Source organism: Planctomicrobium aquicomposti (genome assembly GCF_051466325.1).
In the GTDB taxonomy this organism is placed as follows: Bacteria; Planctomycetota; Planctomycetia; order Planctomycetales; family Planctomycetaceae; genus Planctomicrobium.
In genome coordinates this window covers 4294276-4308785 of sequence record NZ_CP195792.1, presented here as the reverse complement: position 1 = coordinate 4308785, position 14510 = coordinate 4294276, and the positions used below count along the sequence as shown (strand labels likewise).

The 14510-nt window shown below is 60.4% G+C and carries 9 protein-coding genes; all 9 read right to left on the bottom strand.

Annotated features, from left to right (window positions below; all coding sequences use genetic code 11):
- Positions 1-168 precede the first annotated feature (168 nt).
- Positions 169-1014 (bottom strand): 3-keto-disaccharide hydrolase, encoded by an 846-nt coding sequence (locus tag SH664x_RS16645; protein WP_437202790.1) that lies wholly within the window; start codon positions 1012-1014, stop codon positions 169-171.
- Positions 1015-1094: 80 nt separating this feature from the next.
- Positions 1095-4127, bottom strand: coding sequence for a PVC-type heme-binding CxxCH protein (locus SH664x_RS16640; protein ID WP_437202788.1), 3033 nt, complete (start codon positions 4125-4127; stop codon positions 1095-1097).
- A 133-nt stretch (positions 4128-4260) separates the two neighbouring features.
- Entirely contained in the window at positions 4261-5433 is a 1173-nt protein-coding gene (locus SH664x_RS16635) for a carbohydrate kinase family protein (RefSeq protein WP_437207249.1), read from the bottom strand.
- A 245-nt stretch (positions 5434-5678) separates the two neighbouring features.
- Positions 5679-6854 carry a Gfo/Idh/MocA family protein gene (locus SH664x_RS16630; RefSeq protein WP_437202786.1) on the bottom strand — a complete coding sequence of 392 codons (1176 nt, stop codon included), beginning with the start codon at positions 6852-6854 and terminating at the stop codon, positions 5679-5681.
- Between the two features lie 133 nt (positions 6855-6987).
- The gene (locus tag SH664x_RS16625) at positions 6988-7818 is read right to left on the bottom strand and encodes a class I fructose-bisphosphate aldolase (protein WP_437202785.1); all 831 of its coding nucleotides are present in this window, start codon (positions 7816-7818) and stop codon (positions 6988-6990) included.
- Between the two features lie 40 nt (positions 7819-7858).
- Entirely contained in the window at positions 7859-8620 is a 762-nt protein-coding gene (locus tag SH664x_RS16620) for a DeoR/GlpR family DNA-binding transcription regulator (RefSeq protein WP_437202784.1), read from the bottom strand.
- Positions 8621-9029: 409 nt separating this feature from the next.
- Positions 9030-10328: a metallophosphoesterase gene (locus SH664x_RS16615; RefSeq protein WP_437202782.1), complete on the bottom strand. Its 1299-nt coding sequence runs from the start codon at positions 10326-10328 to the stop codon at positions 9030-9032.
- A 368-nt stretch (positions 10329-10696) separates the two neighbouring features.
- A complete protein-coding gene (locus tag SH664x_RS16610) occupies positions 10697-11992 on the bottom strand; it encodes a DUF1552 domain-containing protein (protein WP_437202781.1) in 1296 nt (431 codons plus the stop codon).
- A 14-nt stretch (positions 11993-12006) separates the two neighbouring features.
- Positions 12007-14448: a DUF1592 domain-containing protein gene (locus SH664x_RS16605; protein ID WP_437202779.1), complete on the bottom strand. Its 2442-nt coding sequence runs from the start codon at positions 14446-14448 to the stop codon at positions 12007-12009.
- Positions 14449-14510 lie beyond the last annotated feature (62 nt).

Here is a 14510-nt window from a genome sequence, read left to right as displayed (position 1 = left end):
TCCACACCAGGGGCGGGAGTCATTCCAGAGTGAGGGAGCACAGGGAGCAAGATCAGGACACGAGACGAGAGTCACGATGCTTCCCCCAATGTCCTCGGCCTTTCTGGGTGCTGAAACAGTCTTTGCATGTCCGTACGAGCCGGCATTCGGCGCGGATCGGCTGGGCCGTTACTTTCCCTGGTCCACGTTCTTCTTGTCCGCCTGATTCAGCGGATGCAGCTCAACCTTGCGGAAGAAGATCTCCGCCAGTTCGGACTGAATCAGAATCCGCCCTTCGTCAGGCTTGGAATCAAAGCCTTCATTTACCAGCTTGCCGTTGACAAAAATCGTGATGTGCCCGCCGTCGCAGACCACTTCCATTGTCGTCCATTCGCCGACCGGGCTGTCGACATCCACGGGCCCCCGGAAGCCGAGAACATCGGCCCAATCCGGATCACGGCCGTACCAGTTGATGCGACCGCCGGTGTGGGTCTGCAGGGGGGCTGTCTTGTCCCACACTTTCTCGCCGTCGCGGTCTTTACCGGTCGCACAGGTGAGGCTGAGGTCCAGCTTGTTGCCGGCTTCATCCTTGCCCCCCACGACGAGTATATCTCCCACTCCCCCTTCGATGATCTGGGCTTCAATTCCGGCCATGAAGGTCTTGCTATGGCTCCCATCAGGACCGAGACAATGAACGATCAGGCCGTTGTCGCGCGTCCGGTCTTTGCGTCGACCCCAGGTGCGCGGGCCCCATTTAAATTCCACGATCAGCCGGTAATCTCGGAACGAGTCACGCGTCGCCAGATATCCGATCTCTTCGCCGGTGATGTGCAGCTGCCCATCCGTGACTTTGAAGATTTCTTTGGGATCGTCGTAGGCGGTCGTGCTCAACCAGGAGTAGAAGCCGGACAGATCTTTTCCGTTGAACAGCTTGATCACTTCTTTCGGAGTAATCGGTGCGCCCGCTGGGGCAGGTTGTTCTGCATGAACGATGAGAGGAACCAGAGCCAGCAACATGGGCAGCGCAAATCGCATGTCATCTCCTGAGGGTTGTAAAAGGGGGGGGCGATCAAGGGCCTGTGTCCCTCGCGGGGACTTTCGTTCTGACCGTCAGCTTAAGGGGAAGGGAGTGTACGCCAGTCCTGGATGTACCGGATCAGGTCAGCCATTTCCTGTTGAGAAAGGATTTTTTCGAAGTTGGCGGGCATGAGTGAAATGCCGTTGTTCTTGAGCTCTTCAATATCCTGACGGGGAATGGTGACCATCTTGCCTTCAGGCTGTTTGAGCGTAATGGCAGTTGCCGTTTCGCTTCCCAGCACACCGGTGTGGACCAGTCCGGAGGTATCGAAGACCGTGTAGCTGAAGTAGTTGTTGTCGATGGCCCGGTTGGGATCGAGAATATTCGTCAGCAGAAAACTGTCAGGCTTGTTTCGATAGTCGGAGATGTCGGGACCGACATTCACGCCGACCGCACCGATCCGATGGCACATGGAACAGTTCTTCTCGAACACGAGGCGCCCTCGCTGCGGGTCCGCCGCAATATTCAAACAGCTCTCGTACTGGGCAATCACCTCCGCCCGGTCCGCGGGAGCAGCCACCGTCAGCAGCTTCTTCGCACGGGCTTTCAACTCCCGATCTTTCTGGTTCTCCAGGCGTTTCTGAGCGCCGACATCGATCTCGAGCGGCGAGATCCGTTGGGCTTCGAGTTCGTTGAGCAGTAAGCCGATCCGCGCAGGGGAAGTCACCAGACTGGCGATGACCTGACGACGGGATTGCGGCGAAGGAACAGTCAACAGTTCCACCAGTGCCTTGTCGGAAGCGGGGGCCGCACAGAAGCTCAATACTTCAATGACCTGCGGCGTCAGCGTGCTGTCGCCATCGAGGACGAGTTTCTGCAACAAGGGGATGACCTGCTGTGGATCGCCCAGCTGCAGCAGCTGAAGATCGGCAATCCGCTCGCGGGCGTCTTCTCCCCCGGCGGAGAAGAGTCCCTGCAACTCCGCGAGACCGGTCTGGAGTCGGTCACGTACCGCAGGTGAGGCCTGTGTCAGGAGCTTTCGGAATTCGGCGGGTGACAGTCGCCAGCCCCGCATCAGTCCGGTCAACGCGGCACTTTCTGCGGTGAATCCGGGGGAAGCTTCGCCGGCGAAAACGGTCTCGAGATAGCTGCCGATTTCGGCGGAGTCGTTCTTGCGCGCGAGGGCCTCGCTGAAGAAGCGGACACAGTCCAGACTGGGCGGAGCGGTCAGGGGGTACTGATTTCCGCTTTGCGCGAGGAAAATCGTCTGCGTCAGACTGGCGAGATCGTCGCCGGCGTGGATCACAAGACTGGCGGGGAAGAACGGTTCGTGTTGAAACTGCCCGAGCGCCTGGAGAATCGCGAGACGAGGAGAGGTCTCGGGAGTGTCGTTGTCACTCAGGGGAGCCCAGTTCTGCCAACGTGTCTTCAGGAGGAGTTGCGACAGCAACTGGGGATCCTGCCGTGCGGGAGTGTTGCCCTCGAGAAGTCCGGCGATCACACCGAGTAGCAGGGCCTCTTTGTCTTCGAACTGGCTGGAGAAGCTTCCCTGCTGCACGCTCAAATCGAGGGCGCGACGAGCCCCGACCGGATTCTTCAGCCCGGCGCGAATCATGCTGGAGGAGCAGGCCCCCTGCGTTTGCAGCAGGCTGAGCGCGGCGGCCGTGCCGAACTGGTCCCCCGAAGCTCCCGTGCTGACGAACTTCTGCAGCGGCGCGACCGCTTGCGGGTCATTGCGGGTCAGTAGCAGGCGCTGGGCGGTGTCGCGATGCCAGGCGTTCTCATGACCGAGTTGTTCGACCAGTTCTGCCGTCGACAGGTCGGCAAGATTGGTCGGGGCAGCGGGTTTGGACCCTGCGGAATTGGCCTTGGCCACGATCCGCCAGATGCGTCCCCGGTCGTTTCCGTCGAGCAGGTCGGGACGCTGCTTCATGTTGTTGGTCATGAACTCCGGATGTTCGATCACCTTGCGGTACATATCGCAGATGTAAAGCGCCCCATCGGGACCATGTGCCAGGGCCACGGGCCGGAACCATTCATCGGGCGATGCCAGAAATTCCTGCCCGTCGTGAGCCACATGCGATGAAAACGTTGTGACGCGGGGGTCGAGGATGTCCCGGTGCACCAGATTCCCGGTCGGATCACAGGTGAAGTTGTTGCCGTAGTAATCCTTCCCCAATCCCTGTCCGCGATAGATCAGCAGACCACACGCCGCTGTGAACTGATTGGCATGCAACAGCGATGTTGTCCACGCCTTCGACAAGGGATACAGCCGCGAATGCTCACCGGCGGGGGAGACGTCGTAATAGACCTGTTCGGTCCGCAGCCAGGGGACCCACTTCAAATCAGAGTTTTCCAGCACGACCTGCTTGCACGGGTGGCGGTTATCGCACACAAACCGGTTGCCCCAGTCGTCGAAGGTCAGGCCGAACTGACCGACGCCCGAAATGGCTTCGCACTTGCCGGTGAGGGGATCGAAGCGGAAATCCATGCCGGAAATCGACAAGGGCTCCATCGACGGATCGAGTCCCCACGGATTCGTTGCACCGGGGACGATCTTTCCACCCCGGAGTCCGTTGGCGATATAGATCTTGTTGTCGGGTCCGAGGGTGGGGTAGCTGCAACGGAGCTGCGGGTTCTCGCGGGCGAAGCCTTCGAACCAGACCTGCTCCTCATCCGCGCGTCCATCGCCATCGGTATCGCGCAGGAAGAGGACCCGGCCGTCTGTTGTCACCAGCACGCCGTCGCGCCAGGGAAGGAGACCGTTGGCGAATCGCAGTTTGTCGGCAAACAGCTGTGCATTCTCGTAACGGCCATCGCGATCCGTGTCCGTCAGGACCCGCACGCGCGAACGCCCCGGTTCTGAGGGATCGGGGCCGTTCGGATAATCGGAGTACTCGACAACCCACAGCTTTCCATCGGGGCCGAAGGCCATGCCGACGGGGTCGATCACGTCCGGTTCCGCAGCCACCAGTTCAATGCGGCAATCGGCGGGCAGGACAAACTTTTGCAGCGCCTCCGCCGGAGTGAGTGGACCGGCCGAACCCGATGGGGCCGCGGGCTCAGCAGTGGCCCATTGTCCGCAGCAGATGAGGGCCAGCACGACAACCAGTGATGAGAGCGGCGACATCGATCGAGGCTCCGTTCTCTGTTCGCGACCTGGCGGTGAATTCAGAATCGTCTGCGGAGGAAGCGGGTGATCAGCGGGCTTCATGGTGGATCCTGCAACGATGGAAGGACAACGCAGGTGCTGTGGGGCGGGGTCAGGAACCGGGACTTGTCGCCACAGGCGTGGACGGTAATTTCTGCAAGCGGGAGGGTTTCATGGGCCAGTTGCGCTGGATGCGGTCTGAGAGCACATTCCAGGCGGGAACGCCGCTGTTGGCGTCGGCCGCCTCCACGCTGGCTGCTCCGACCGCGACGGCACTGACAATCGCCTGCTCCGGAGATTCTCCCCGCTGGAGTGCCGCGAGAAACCCGGCGATGGTGCAGTCACCCGAACCGGTGGTGCCGACAACATCGACTTCGAAGCAGGGTGTATGCAGCTCGCGATTGAGCCATGCTTCCCGGTCACGTGGCGTCGCTCGGCCCATCGAATCGAAGCGGTGACGATCGGCGCTGGTCCTCAGATAGAGGCCTGCATCTCCCAGCTTCAACAGCACCACTGCCGCCCCCAGTCGCAGGCAGTCGTCAGACAACTGTCGCAGCAGGTCAGGATCCACATGGTGCAGGAATCGTCCGCCGCTCTGCTGGAGCATCTGCTCGTAACGGGGGCGATCGAGCATGAACAGCAGTTCGTCGACACTGGGACAGAACAGATCGACGCTGGGCAAGACCCGCTCGAGCAGTCGTCGCCAATCGCAACGGCCCGCCTCGGACTGGGGATCGACGACGCAGAGGTCCAGCGAAACCGTCAAACCGGCTGCGCGGACCTTGAGGAACAACTCTTCCAACAGACGCCCCTCCTCCTGATGCATGCGACGCATCAACGGAGGATAGCCGAAGTGAAAGAGATTCGACTGCCGGATGTCGGTGACCTCGACATCTTCCGGGCCGAATGTGTTGTTTGAGCCGGGGCAATGCAGGAAGGTCCGGTCGACCCCGGGCGGACTCAGAACAATGGTGTAGCTGGTCGTCTCTCCAGCGAGTCGGACCAGACCCTGCGACAGGGTGGGGCTTTGGGCATTGAGCAGGCGGAGGATCTCGTCGCCGAACAGATCCTGTCCGATGCGGGCAATCAAATGCACCGGGACGCCCAGCCGATGCAGAGCGACACCGGTATTCGCCACCGCACCCCCTGTTGCAGTGAGTGCCGGGCCGACGTGGATCAGATCACCGGGGCGAAAGGCGGCAGCCTGCGACGAGCCGCCCGGGGCAAACTCCGGAATGACATCCAGACAGATGTGGCCGGCGACAACGATCGGGGGAGGGACCACCGACAAAATTCGACTCCGTAAGCTTCGGATAACGGAAAACGGGCCTCGCGCGGATTCCGACCATCCTGTGGCCACCGGCGCGTCTTGTCTGAATCCCCGCTCCGCGGAGATCGATTGCCACGGCTCGTGGCGGGAGGTTCGTCAATCTTGTCTGCTCTCGTGCAATGCCTCCCCCCACTGAGAGTGTGTCGTGCCCGCCTCGTTCGAGTCTCATCCTCGCGGGACCAGGGGAAGAGTCATTGATGTCAACTGGCTGCCACTCCCCCTTCATTCAGGGAAACCGTGGAGGCTGTGGCCTGCGATTCCAGGGCTGCGGTAAACAGCGTATGGGTCTGCGCTGCTTCTTCCGGCGTGGCACAGTAGAACCGCTGACTCATCCCGTCACGGCCGTTGTGCAGCTCGTCACAGAAAGCAGCCCACATCTGCAGGATGGAGTCGCTGAAACCGAATTCAAAGATGCCGCCGGTGATCACGGGGTAGGCCGACTTGTGAGGAGCGTCCACCACATGCCACGACTGGGCTCCCCCCGACTGATAGGGGAGTGACCAGAGCTGCTTGGGGAACTGAGTTGAGAAGCGGGCGCTGAATTCGGTCCCGTAAACTTCCAGAAACCAGGTGTTCGCATGGCCGGGGGCGATCCGCTTGGTGGAGATGAGCATGGGGAATTGCTGCTCGCCGGTGTCGACCTCGCAGGCGAGCGTGGCGTTGTCCCAGGTTTCGCAGGGGACATTCTGCCCATTGCTCCCCGGCCGCTCGGTCATGATGTTGGAAAGCAGGGCCCGGACGTTGGCCGGCTGCCAGCCCGATCGCAGGGGAACGTGCAGGGCATGCATTCCCAGATCGCCGAGGCAACCGTACTCGCCGTTGAACTCTTTCATACGCTTCCAGTTGATCGGCTTCTTTGGATCCAGATCGCTGGAGTGCCAGAAACCGCTGGAAACTTCAATGATGCGACCGAATCGTCCCGACTCGATCCACTGAGAAATCTGATACGCACCCGGAAAGAACGGCATCTCCGAGGCACACCGCACGACCACGTTGGGATGAGCGGCGATGGCCGCCTGAATCTCCTGATTCGCTGCCTGGTCAATCCCGAACGGCTTCTCGCCCAGCAGATGCTTGCCTGCGGCGATGATGTCGCAGTAGATCTGGGCATGCAGGTGATGCGGGACGGCGCAGTAGATGACGTCAATCTCATCGTCGTCCAGCAGTTCGCTATAGGCGGTGGTCGCCCGCTGAACGGAAGGGACGTTTTTGAGGAACCATTCGGTGGCCTGCGGATTGGGATCACAGACCGCGATGATTCTGGGTTCCACATTCATCTCGAGGAGATGACACCAGCGGCTGGCGGCGGACGCGAACTCGCGTCCCATCAGTCCACAGCCGATGATTCCGAACCGGAGAACTTTACGGGTTTGCATAGCAGAGCTTCTGAGGCTGAAAAGTCATGCCCGAAAGAACTGACCCCGAAGTGGGGGCCGGTTCTCCCGGACTGCTCACTGGCACGCTGGCCAGTTTGTGGGGGAATCTGAAAATTGGAGAAGGAACTCGGAACTACTGGATCAGGCGGGCTGCTTCGGCCGCACTGGCGTTGTCGTGAACGATGGCCATCAGGGCCCGGGTAATTCCGGCCGGGTTACGGTGTTGAATGACATTGCGACCGTAAACAATTCCGGCGGCCCCCTGACGCATCACTTCGACGGTGCGGGCCAGCAGTTCTTCGTCGCTGACCTTGCCCCCTCCCCGAACGAGCACGGGGATATCACCGCAGGTCTGGACAACACGGTGGTAAACGCCCGGGTCATCGGTCGGGTCGGCCTTGATGATGTCGGCTCCCAGTTCGACCGCCTGTCGGACCAGCGGCAGAATCTTGTTGACATCGCCGTCGACCATATACCCCCCCGCTTTCGCATTGGGCTGAAAAACGAGCGGCTCGATCATCAGCGGCATGCCGAACGCGTCGCAGTCGGGCTTGATCTTCAGAATGTTCTGGATGCACTGATCGGCAACTTCCGGTTCGCCCGGAATGGCAAACAGGTTGACCACCACGCAGGCGGCATCGAGCCGCAGAGCCTGCACGACCGGTTGTTCGATCATCCGGCTGAACAGCGAGCGGGGAAGCTCTTTGCCGTAGACGTTGGCGACATCGGTTCGCAGCACCAGCGACGGCTTCTGGCGGCCGCGAATGGCCTGCAGGTGGCGGGCCTGCCCCACGGTCAGCTGGATGGCATCCGGCTCGGCGGAGACGAGAGTCTGCACGGCGGCGGAGATGTCTTCCAATCCGCTGAGGAAGGGGAGTTCGTTGAAGAACCCGTGGTCGATGGCGACGTCGAAAAGGCGTCCGGATTTGGCGTGAAACAGGCGTTGCAGACGGGCAGATTTCATTGCGTAGACTTGCGATTCGAATAAGTAAAAAAAGGTCAATTCAGCGGGCAATCAAAACGGTCGTGCCACTGTCCTTTAATGTCGAGAGGGCACTGCGGTTCTCGAGTTCTTCTGTAATAAACGTGTCCACCTGTTCCCACGGAGCGAACTGCACCGCGGCCGGTGTTTCCCATTTCCGGCTGTCGGCGAGAATGATCGTGCTGTCGCAGCGTTCGATGATCTTCTGTTTCATTCCCGCTTCGGTGATCTCAGTGGTACTGACGCCATCTGCGACACTCAGCCCGGAAGCGCCCAGAAAGGCGAACTGGCAGCGCAGTTGATCCAGCCACTTCAGCCCCAGTCCCCCGACCAGTGCCTGGCTGACAGCGCGGTATTCTCCCCCGACGCAGGTGATCTGTGCCGCCGCGTCGTGGATTTCCATCAGGAGTCGCACGGAATGCGTGAAGAGTTTCAGGTCATCGCGCAGAGCGAGTCGCCGACCCAGTTCCACGCAGGTGCTCCCGGCGTCGAGATAAACCGTCGAGTTCGGCGGAACCAGGCTCGCAGCCGCTTCGGCAATCAGGCGTTTGGCGGCCAGGGCTTCGCGACCTCGCCGGTCGTAAGAGGGCTCGCCCGCGAGATAGTCTCGATGCACGACACCGCCATGCACACGGACAATCTCTCCCTGTTCCGCCAGCTCAACCAGATCACGCCGCAGAGTGGACCGGGAAACCCCCAATTGCTCCTGCAGCTGGAGGACGCTCGTGCTCGGGCGCTTCTGCAGATACTTCAGAATCTTCTGATGTCGCTCATGGGTTAACATGAACACATTTGAACAAAGTGTTCATGTTGCGTCAAGATTCGCCCATGCAACTCTCGACGTTCTCCGCTGATTGAGTCAACGCGGATGAAAAACGTGACGGGAGACCTTGATGTCCTTCAGTGCCCGGAAGGAGCGGACCATTAAACGAAGGACTCGCGCCGCGGCGGTCGGAGAGAAGTCTCGCCGGGAATGCAGAAGAAGGAGCATTAGTCTCTGTTCGACGTGCCAGTCTTTCACAACGGGAAAGCGGCTGCAGAGGTCGAAATCCTGCAGCCGCTTGAACGGATCGGGCCGTTGGAGTTTTGATTCCCCCTTCCTCGCCAGGCGGAAGTCTGCATTTCATCAGACGAACGCCTGCTGCGCGGGCACCCGCAAGAGCAATCGCCTCTCAACGGATTCTGACGCTGTCTTAAGCTCCCCGCCCCATGCGGTGCCGTGGTCGCTTTTCGGTGGTGCAGACGTCGACCACCCGGCCGAAATGGGTCAGGGCCATGTGGAAGCGTTTGTCCCCTTCCAACCGGTGGAGAGTGACGTGATTGTTGGACGATGCTGTCGCCAGATAGGGCCGCAGTTCCGCTTCCTTGAGAGCCCGCAGTGCCCCCCACGAGCCATCGCCGAGGTACACCAGGCCACCCTTGGTGGCGAGCCCATCCTTCAGGGGATGCGTGCGTTTGAAGGTGTGATCGTGGTGCTCCAGAACAATGTCGACGTTGTATTTCTCAAACAGCGGGACCCAGTGTTCGCGGCTTTCGACTCCGCTCGCCTCGAGGGTGCGGAACGACGGGTACGAAGGGACATGCTGGGCGACAATGACGTGCGGTCGGTCCTGGCGATCGGCGATCTGTTGCTGCATCCACGAGGTCTGTTCGCCGGCGATGGGGGCCATGTGTCCGGTGTCCAGAAGGATCAGGCTGAGATAATCCCCAAAGTCGAGCGTGGCATAGGTCTTCTCGGCGTAAAGATCTCCGTAGAGCGCGGTGAAGAAGGGGGCCCGGGCGATGTCATCCACCTTGATCACTTCGTGGTTTCCGATGGCCGGGACAATGGGGATCAGGCGTTTGTCGGAATCGATCAGATCCCGACGGTAGTGCTTGAGGAACTCGAGGTTGGCCCAGGGTTTTGCCTTGTTGCTGGCGATCTCATAGGCGATGTCCCCCGCCATCAGCACGAACATCGGATTCTGGCTGGCTGCCACCCGATTGCTCAGTTCTGCCAGCGGGGAGGGTCCACTGTCCCCGCCGGAGATGAACTGGAAGGTGTTGGTCAGCTTGTCCGGCATTGTCTGGAACCGCAGCTCTTCGCTTCCGCTGCCGATCTTCAGGAGATACTGGGTGCCCGGCCGAAGCCCCTCAGCCTCGGCACTGAAGACGAACAGCCCCGGGACCGGATAATTTCGCCGCCGGGTTTTAAAGGTCTTCCACTTGGTCGACCCGACCTTGGCGACATGGATGATGGCATCGGCTTCCGGCAGTTCTGTCGCGACCCAGGTGGCTACGATTGTGGTCGTCGGATCGCGCTGCCAGGTCAGGAACAGGGTATCCGGATTGCCCCCGTTGAAGGCGGGGGGAGCATCGTGTGGCCGGAGCGGATAATAGCCGTCGTGGATCGACTCTGCGGACCAGAGCAGATGACTGGACGACACGGAACTCCAGGCTGCCAGCCCGGCGAGTGACGTCTGCAGGAAATTACGCCGGTCGAGTCGGAACATGGTCAATCCTGTTTTCAGAGGGACGAGCGGGGGAGACGAGGTCGTTTGCTGGACAGTGCCGGGGTCAGCTGCGGAGCCCTCTCCCGACATCTTCGGTCGCGACGCCTCTTGGACTGGAGATTTCCGGGAGGAAGCCGCCTCTGGAACATTGCGGAGCGGTCACCTGCCGCAGCCTCAGTCCGGACGAGTTGAACCACTCTTTGGCGGCCCTGTCAACCCAGCGTCGTGATGTTCACTGGGTTGGCGGAGGGTGTGGGGAACCTGCCGGGATGGACGCTGCATGCATTGAGACCGGGGCGTCCCCGGGCGGATCACCGCCGGTTCATTCCCGCACCGGAATACGCGGGAAGAACCGACATGGACTGCGATCAGACCTTGACCGGTTCGAGTCCGGTCATCGTTCCCTTGGTGGTCGAGAACTGATCGGTTTCGAGCCCATTCTGCTGCAGCACGGAGACAAACAACTTGGGCAGAGCGTAGTTACTGGTCTTGTTAAAGGCCAGATGCTGCCCGTGTTTGAAGCCACCCCCGGCGAGAAGCACGGGCATATTCTTGTTGCTGTGGTTGCTGGCATTGCCCAGGTTGCTCGTCAGCAGCACGGAGGTGTTGTCGAGCAGGGAGCCACCGTGATCCGAAGTCTTGTCGAGCTTGCGCAGGAAATCGGCCCAGCAGTTGATGATGGCCTGCTCCACGATGGCGAGCTGTTCGAGTTTCTCTTCGTCCATCCCGTGGTGGCTGAGACCGTGATAGGCCATCGTCACACCCGGCAGGTCAAGTTTGCTGTTCCCACCCCCGATGTGGAAGGTCATGTACCGCGTGGAGTCGGTCGACAAGGCCAGATGAATCATGTCACTCATCAGCTGCTGACGTTCGATGAGGGCGTTGGGGTCATTGATGTCGACCGGCTTCTTGACGTCGACTTTCGGCTTGGGCCGGCTGACCCACTCTTCAGATTCCATCATCCGCTTTTCCAGTTCACGGACGCTGGTGAAATAGGCATCGAGGCGATCACGGTCCCCGGCACCGAGTTTCCGTTCCAGCGAGCCTGCTTCTTCCGCCACGAGATCCATGATGCTCCGGCCTTCCCGGGCTCGCTGCAGCTGTCGCGCCTGTTCTTCCTTGTTCTCGTTGACGAACAGTTTTGTAAACAGGGCAGACGGCGAGGTCAGGGCCGGGATCATCGAGCCGTTCTCGGTGTAGGACGGGCTCGCCGAGCTGAGGCCCAGCACCAGTGAAGGGAAGCGGGTATCCGTTCCCAGATGCTTGGCGAGATACTGATCGAGCGAAATGGTGTTGCGGGTCTGAGCCGAAGCGCTCATGGGAGCGGCGGTCAGAATGCTGGCCTCTGCGCGGTGGCCCCCCGCGACATCGGGATGCGATGCCCCGGAGACCACCGTGAACTTCTCGCGAATGTCCTGCAGCGACTGCAGGTAGCGGGAGGGCTTGTAGTTCCGACCTTCTCCTTCCGGATTCAGGAACTCGGCATGCAGCCCCAGGCTGAGCGAAAAGGAGACGAACCGCTGCGGCGCCCGCTGTGTGGAACTGGCTCCAAACGCCTGAGACATGGCGCTCAGCCACGGCACCGCGAGAGCCACACCGGCTCCCCGGAGGACTGTACGACGGCTGAGCTTGTTCTGAAAGTTGAACTGGACTGGGGAAGTCATGGCGGGTCTTTCAATTACTTGCTCAAGAAGAGCGGACTCGTAACGACAGCGTGGAGGACGGAGCGGAACCCATAGTCCTGACCAGCGGTCTGGTGGGCGATGCGTTGAATCTCGTCCCGGTCAACATACGAGATCGGTGCGCCGGTTCCGTACACGACCAGTTTTTCTGCGACGTTCTCTGCAAGTTTATTCAAATCAGCTGACACAACCGAGCGAAATTCACGGATGTCACGGAATTTTCGCCCATCCGCCAATTGATCCGCGGCATGGACCTTCGCCCCCTGTTTCCGTTTTCCGTCGACGAGATTGTCGTAATAGTCTCGCCATTGTCCGGCGGAATCGTAGTTTTCCAGAGCAAAGCCCGGCGGGTCGATTTTTGAGTGGCAGCTGGCGCACTCCGCGTTCGAGCGATGTAATTCCAGCATTTGCCGCATGGTTTTGGCTCCCCGCACATCCGGTTCGATTGCCGGAACATTACTGGGGGGAGGAGGAATCGGGATGCCGAGCAGACGTTCACAGACCCACACCCCCCGCAGGACTGGGGAGGTGACTGACATATTGGAGGTCACCCGCAGCACAGATCCGTGCGTCAGCAGTCCGCCACGATTGTATTCCGGCTTAAGGGGGACCCGCTGCATGGCGTCACCTGTCACGCCGGGGATCCGGTAATAGCGGGCCAAGCGACTGTTGAGATACGTGAAATCCGAGTCGATCAGATGCGAGACGCTCAAGTCGTTCTGCAGCATGTCCTCCAGATAGCAGATCGTCTCATCGATCATGCACTTTTGGATGACCTGATCATATTCGAGGAAGACGCGGGGCTCGGGCTCGTTGACATCCATCTGGTCGAGGTCCAGCCATTCGTCAGCAAAGTCACGAATGAATGTTCGTCCCGATTCACCCGCGAGGAGCCGATCGGTTTGGGCTCGCAGATTTTCCGGTCGATGCAGTGTTCCCGCGCTGGCCATGCTCATGAGTTGGCTGTCCGGCGCGTTGCCGGTCAGCATGTAGCTCAGCCGGTTGGCGATGGCGAAGTCATCCAGTTCTCCTGGTTGCTCTGTGAAATACAGGAATCGGGGAGAACAGAGAATCGCCCGGTAACCGGTTTGCAGTGCCGATCCAAATCGCTTGCTCTTCTGATATTCCGCGAGTGTCAGTGAGACATAGGGGGCGACTTCGCTTTCACTGATCGGACGACGGAAGGCTCTCTCGGCGAATTCCTGCACCAGTCGTCGCAGGTCCGCTTCCGGCTGCGGGGAGGAGAACCGGAAGCGGCCATCCTCTTTCTCAACCAGCAGGTTATCGAACAACAGTTTGCGGAGCCCCGCATTGTCCGGCCCCTTGTGGATCCGCTCCATGGTGATCCAGTCGAGCGCAATTCCGGCGAGATTCTGATCTTCTCCCTCACCATCGCCGACCTGGCCACCGCTGAATTTGCCGCGCTTCAACTCCCGGTCCGCTGGCCGGATTTCCAGCATGCTGCGCTCGGTCAGGTAAGCCTCGTACTCCAGAATTCGGGGTTCCGGGAAGGCTTCGAAGTAGCCGATCCAGCTGAGCAGTGGATCATTCGAGACGCAGCGTCCGCTGCTGACGGTTCCCCAGACGCTTCCGGATTCGGGGGGCTTCAGCGCACCAACCTGAAACCGGATTCGGTACCACCCACTCTCCTGCACTGTGGTGCAGGGAACGCGGCCGTAATAAATCAGCCCGGAATTCCAGACAATGGCCCGACCTTCCCGCATCTCCGGAGAACGGTTCCGCAACTTCAGCTTGGGATCGCGCGCGATCTGTTCCGGTTTGAAGGTCACTTCGTGTTTCACATCGGGCGACAGGGCCCGATCGAAGGCTTCCGTCAGGGCGGTATCGATGGCGTCGAGGTACCGGTCGAGGTGGAAGTGCGACATCTGCTGATGTGCTGCGACCGTTGAGAACTCTGTCTGATCCGGTTCTGCTGTAATCAGATGTTCAAGAGGGATGTCGATCCCCAGCACGGTCTGCACTGTGCGTTCGAACTGTTTGCGAGTCAGGCGGCGGGCATGCACCCGTCCCGTCTCGCGGGTTCGGGCCCGCTGGACCTGTCGAATCCATTCGCCCCCTGTCCGGACAAAGGCCTCACGTTCGGAAGCGGGCGGGGCGACAGCGTCTTGAGGAGGCATTTCGCCGGACTGCACACGATCCAGAATACGGATCCAGCGATGTTCGGCGGCGGAGCTGTCGAGGTTCTGGCTGAGCGCCTGCAGGTCGAGCCCCCCTTCGGCATTCTTCCCCTGATGGCAGTCGAGGCAGTGGCTGTCGAGAAACGGTTTGAGTGACTCGGGGGCAGCCGTCTGAGGGATGGCCCGGTTCGCTGCGGAAGCGTGGTTCGCCGTCCAGAAGGCCACTGCGGCAAGACCGAGAGCGGCGCTCAGCAACCGCTGAGATCGTCCCGTTCGGGAGGGATTGGAGAGGAACGCCATGGATTCACTTCGGGCAGGAGTGCCGACGCACAAGGCGCTGACACGATGAATCAGGGAGGTTA